The 4,452-nt window shown below is 37.2% G+C and carries 6 protein-coding genes and 2 pseudogenes; all 8 read left to right on the top strand.

Annotated features, from left to right (window positions below):
• The coding region (locus V7Z64_RS11940) for a glycoside hydrolase family 32 protein (protein ID WP_334110525.1) at positions 1-563 on the top strand (563 nt) is incomplete at its 5' end.
• 445 nt (positions 564-1,008) lie between these two features.
• Entirely contained in the window at positions 1,009-1,659 is a 651-nt protein-coding gene (locus V7Z64_RS11935) for a hypothetical protein (RefSeq protein WP_297987227.1), read from the top strand.
• Between the two features lie 136 nt (positions 1,660-1,795).
• Entirely contained in the window at positions 1,796-2,146 is a 351-nt protein-coding gene (locus V7Z64_RS11930; RefSeq protein ID WP_297987228.1) for a hypothetical protein, read from the top strand.
• Positions 2,147-2,157: 11 nt separating this feature from the next.
• Entirely contained in the window at positions 2,158-2,430 is a 273-nt protein-coding gene (locus tag V7Z64_RS11925; protein ID WP_297987229.1) for a hypothetical protein, read from the top strand.
• A 110-nt stretch (positions 2,431-2,540) separates the two neighbouring features.
• On the top strand, positions 2,541-2,819 hold the full coding sequence (locus V7Z64_RS11920; protein WP_297987230.1) for a hypothetical protein: 279 nt from the start codon (positions 2,541-2,543) through the stop codon (positions 2,817-2,819).
• 163 nt (positions 2,820-2,982) lie between these two features.
• On the top strand, positions 2,983-3,162 hold the full coding sequence (locus tag V7Z64_RS11915) for a hypothetical protein (protein ID WP_297987231.1): 180 nt from the start codon (positions 2,983-2,985) through the stop codon (positions 3,160-3,162).
• A 108-nt stretch (positions 3,163-3,270) separates the two neighbouring features.
• A pseudogene (locus V7Z64_RS11910) lies at positions 3,271-3,414 on the top strand (tryptophan-rich sensory protein); the annotation flags it as partial.
• Positions 3,415-3,543: 129 nt separating this feature from the next.
• A pseudogene (locus V7Z64_RS11905) lies at positions 3,544-4,380 on the top strand (HAMP domain-containing protein); the annotation flags it as partial.
• Positions 4,381-4,452 lie beyond the last annotated feature (72 nt).

Raw genomic sequence — 4,452 nt, 5'->3', positions numbered from 1 at the left:
ACGGATGGGCCGGAGCGTTAACCATACCGCGTCTTTTGGAATTAGCGGATGATGAGAAACTTTTGATGAAGCCGGTGCCGGAATTGCAGTTACTACGCGAAGATCACGTGCGGATGGAATCGATTTCAATCCGAGAAGGTACATATACGTTGCCTGTGAAAGGCGACCGTTTAGAGTTGCTCGTCCGCTTTTCGTTAGCTGATTTTCAAGGGAACACATTTGGTGTGAAAGTGCGCTGTGCGGAAGACGGAAGCGAAGAAACGGTTTTCCGCTATGATGTGAAAGACTGTACGATGACGTTTGACAGAAACCGTTCTGGACAAGGAGAGGGCGGCATTCGTCGAGCGGTGCTAGATGGACAGTTAGGAGATGTCATTACGTTTCATTTCTTTATCGATCGCTCATCTGTCGAACTATTTGTCAACGACGGTCGACTTGTCATGACAGGAAGAATATATCCTTCGGAAACGAGCCAAGGTATCGAACTATTTGCAGAAGGCGGGGATATTACGGTTTGTTCTATCGATGCATGGGAATTGAAAGATATTTGGCTCGAGGAATAAAAATCGCCCACTTTTGTCGTGGGTGATTTTTATGTACTTGCTTATGGCTTCGTCATATTGTTTTGTATATTTTTTTTCAGATGAGTTTCGGCAATTTGTTCTTGAAATAGGCATGTGACAATGCGGTGGTCTTTTCATGCATTCTTTATAGCGTTTCGGTCAAACGATTTTTGTTATGGAATAATTCCTATTTCTTATAGATGTTTTAATTTTCTTTTTACAGTGATGTAATTAAACGGACCTAATAACAAAAAATCTAACAATTCACCCATCATTTCAAAATGTAGCTTCAATAGCGTTTTTATCTTTCTTTTCCCTCTGTCCTCTTTTTTGTTTTTGATATCTCACTTAAATTTTACATTTTTCATCGTAATATATTGACAAAAAAAAAAAAAATGAGGATAAAATTTTATTGTGAATATTACGACGATTGGATGTGTTTGTTGTGAAATTGTATTTACCTTTTTTAAGGGAGATTGAGGTGAAGTTCAGGGAAAATTCTTGTCGTATCGAGTCAACTAATGGTTTTTTTAATTTAGACTATGTAATAGAAGAGAGGGATGTGAAGGGCGAAAATGTAGTAAATATTTTTTTTAGAAAACAAAAAATTTTAGAAATAAACATCAACCTACTAGCAAGAATGAATGAGGATTTTAAGGATACTCACTTGGTTAGATGTTTAACATGTATGGGGGTGGGAAAAAATGCCCAAGAGATGCTTTTTCCAGTGCATCCGACAAGTGATTTTAGCGTTTATGACCTAGAATTGTGTGTTTTTATGGAGTTTTCTTGCATAAAAAAAGACATGCCTGTTGTCATTGTTGTTGAGCAAAATAGTACAATTGTATATGGAAGTATAGATGTTATACCAGCTGGAGAGAGTGAAGATTATCACAGAACCTTTGCACACGTTATTTTACTTGAGAACAATCAGCTCTTAAATCATGTTCAAAAAGTGAAAGAATATAAATTTTTTGTGTATTTGTTAAATGGAAGGAAGTTGGCTGAAGGGGCTTTTCGTATAAGGCGTGAAAAGCTGTTGTATGGTAAGAAGTATTTTAATTCTAATAGCTATTATTTTGATCAAAAAACATAAGAGATACTGTTTGGATTTTTCTTAGGGAATGTGTAAGGATAAGGAGGCTTTTTTGTATAAATAAATGATTCTATGGATTACAGCTATTCATTACTAAATCATTACATTTCATTTCTAGTGGAAAGGATGGTTAGCAATGTCTACATGGAATAGAATCGAATCAGGAATTAAACAAGGATTAAAGGATGTAGCAGCTTCGTATGGATTTGACAGTTTACCAGGGGTAGGGAATTTATTAGGTAAGGCAGGTTCGGCTGTTGGGGGAGGGATTCAGGGAGCTAAAGATGCCAGAGCAGAAGTAGAGATACAGAAATCTAAAGCGAAAACGCGATTGGAAGTTGGAAGGATCGAAAAAGCAGCAACACAAACGGTATCCAAAGGAGCAGCTAAAGGAGCGATCAAAGCGATAGGAATATGGGGGTTCATACCTGATGTAGCGATCTTTGCGAATGGTTTTAGAAAAGGGTACTCAGCTGCAGGACACTAGGAGGGCAAGTGATGGGTGCTTATGAAATATATGGATTTTTCCTTGTGGTCTTTATCTATGTTCAATTGTTTCGTATCATCAAGACAAAAGACACAGATTATGTTTATGTAATAATTCCCACATTCCTGGGATTTGTACTTGTTTATACACCTATTTCTGACTTTATTAGCCCTTATATAGCTTTCTTAGTAATTGTGGTTGTGTCTATATTGTGTATCGCCATTTTCATTATGTTACAGGTCAACGAAATTAAAGGCAAATTGCGAAGTAGAAAGGATACGTAAAAACTATGGAAAGGTGCCATGACAAACAATGGTTATAGAGAGATGGAGATGGCAGCAGAAGGTGTGGATTTAACGGTGTATTCTGTTGCAGGCAACTAGGAGGGCTTATAGTGGGCGCTTACGAAATACACGGAATTTTCCTCGTGGTTTTTATCTATTGGCAACTACTTTATGCTGTTAAGGAAAAGGATACCGGTCATATTGTTTATGTTGTTGCTCCTATATTATTAATGTTTGTCTTTATTTATACAACTCTTTTTGATTTCATTCCTCCTTATCTACGTATCGGGATTGTTGTTATTGTATACATGTTGCTTATTGTAGTTGGTCTTAGAAATACAAAGAGGGAAATTAGAGAAGCGAAATTTAGAAACAAGAGTGATATGTAACTTGTGATGATAGTTGTACCCTAACGCTCGACTAGCACTACAAGGTATCGTCGTTTCCACTGGGTTACAGGTCAACGAAATTAAAGGTAAATTGCGAAGTAGAAAGGATACGTAAAAACTATGGAAAGGTGCCATGACAAACAATGGTTATATAGAGATGAAGATGGCAGCAAAAGAAGTTTTGAGTCAAGATTTTATGGATGAGAGAGGGGAGTTTCGATTAACAGTGTGTGAAGTTTTTGGAAGGAATGTAATTGTACCAGCCGCCCACGATAGGTTGTTTAAAGGGTTGCTTCAAACATTTTTTGAAAAGTTTAAATCTGGTGTTATCCTCTACAGGTAGACAACAAAAAGAGAACATTTGGTATGATGTTCTTAAGAGTCTATCTGGAGGGGGATTATAAAAAAAAAGGTAAACCCTTTAAAATATGTACAGGAGAGTGAAAATTACATATATCCGCTCGTTTTTGTGTGGGCGTTTATCGGTATCGGGGTGAAAAACCAAGGAACTGAGCCTCTCGTTGCTTATGTTTCCTTTTTACTCGCAGGTGTCATACTCATTAGTACAACTACCTTATACAAAGGAAAGCGATGATGTGGCACGCTATTTGTCAATCACAAGGATCAGGGGTTATTCTCTGATTCTTTTTTTATGTGACCCTCCACATTTTCTCCATATTTTTTCTGTTATAATGAAGAAAAAATAAGTGAGGAAGGAATATTTGTGCGAAAAATTTCGCTTAAATTAGGGCTGTTGTTTTTTGTTTTTGTGTTTGCCATTGAAATGAGCTTATTTACTGCGTTATATGTAACGCTTGTCGACGCAAAAATCCACGAAGAATTTGAACATTTATTAGCGCGAGGCAATAATCACCGTGCAGTATTGGAAAGTCATTATGATGAAATAACGTTGCAACATGTCGTCATGATGGAATCTGAGGCGGAGACGGATGTTGCGATTACAAATGAAAAAGGCGATATATTATATTTTTCAGATCATATTTTCCCAGTAGCAAAGCGATGGATTGATCAGACGAAGTTGAACGATATTCCATACGATGGAAAAGTCATTCAAGACAATTGGAAAAACGAGCGATATATTGCTACAGCGAGTCCCATTCGGATTAATGGAAAAATGACTGGTTATGTGTATATGTTTCAAAAAACTTCTTCCATTCAACGCATGATTAATCAGCTGAAGCATCATTTTATCATTGCGGGTATGCTTTCTGTCGGTTTAACGATTATCACCATTTTCTTCTTATCAAGAGCCATTACGATTCCGCTCATTCGCATGAAGCGAGCGACTGAAAAGTTAAGCAAGGGCGATTTCTCCGTTCGTCTGCAAGTGAAAGGAAAAGACGAGCTAGCACAGCTAGGTAAAGCGATTCAAACGTTGGCAAAGGATTTAGAATACTTAAAAAAAGAAAGAAACGAATTTCTCGCCAGTATTTCTCATGAACTTCGTACTCCGTTGACGTACGTCAAAGGATATGCGGACATTGCGAGAAGGCCAACGCTTGAGGAGGAAGAAAGAGCAAAATATTTGTCTATTATTTACTGTAGATGAGTAAAATCACTAACATAAATTTACAACCAAACAAAAAAGGAGACATGAACCCGATTCCTTGGT

The organism is Anoxybacillus sp. (assembly GCF_036834105.1).
Lineage (GTDB): Bacteria > Bacillota > Bacilli > Bacillales > Anoxybacillaceae > Anoxybacillus.
The sequence above is the reverse complement of the archived record's forward strand: the minus strand, read 5'-3'. Positions and strand labels throughout refer to the sequence as shown.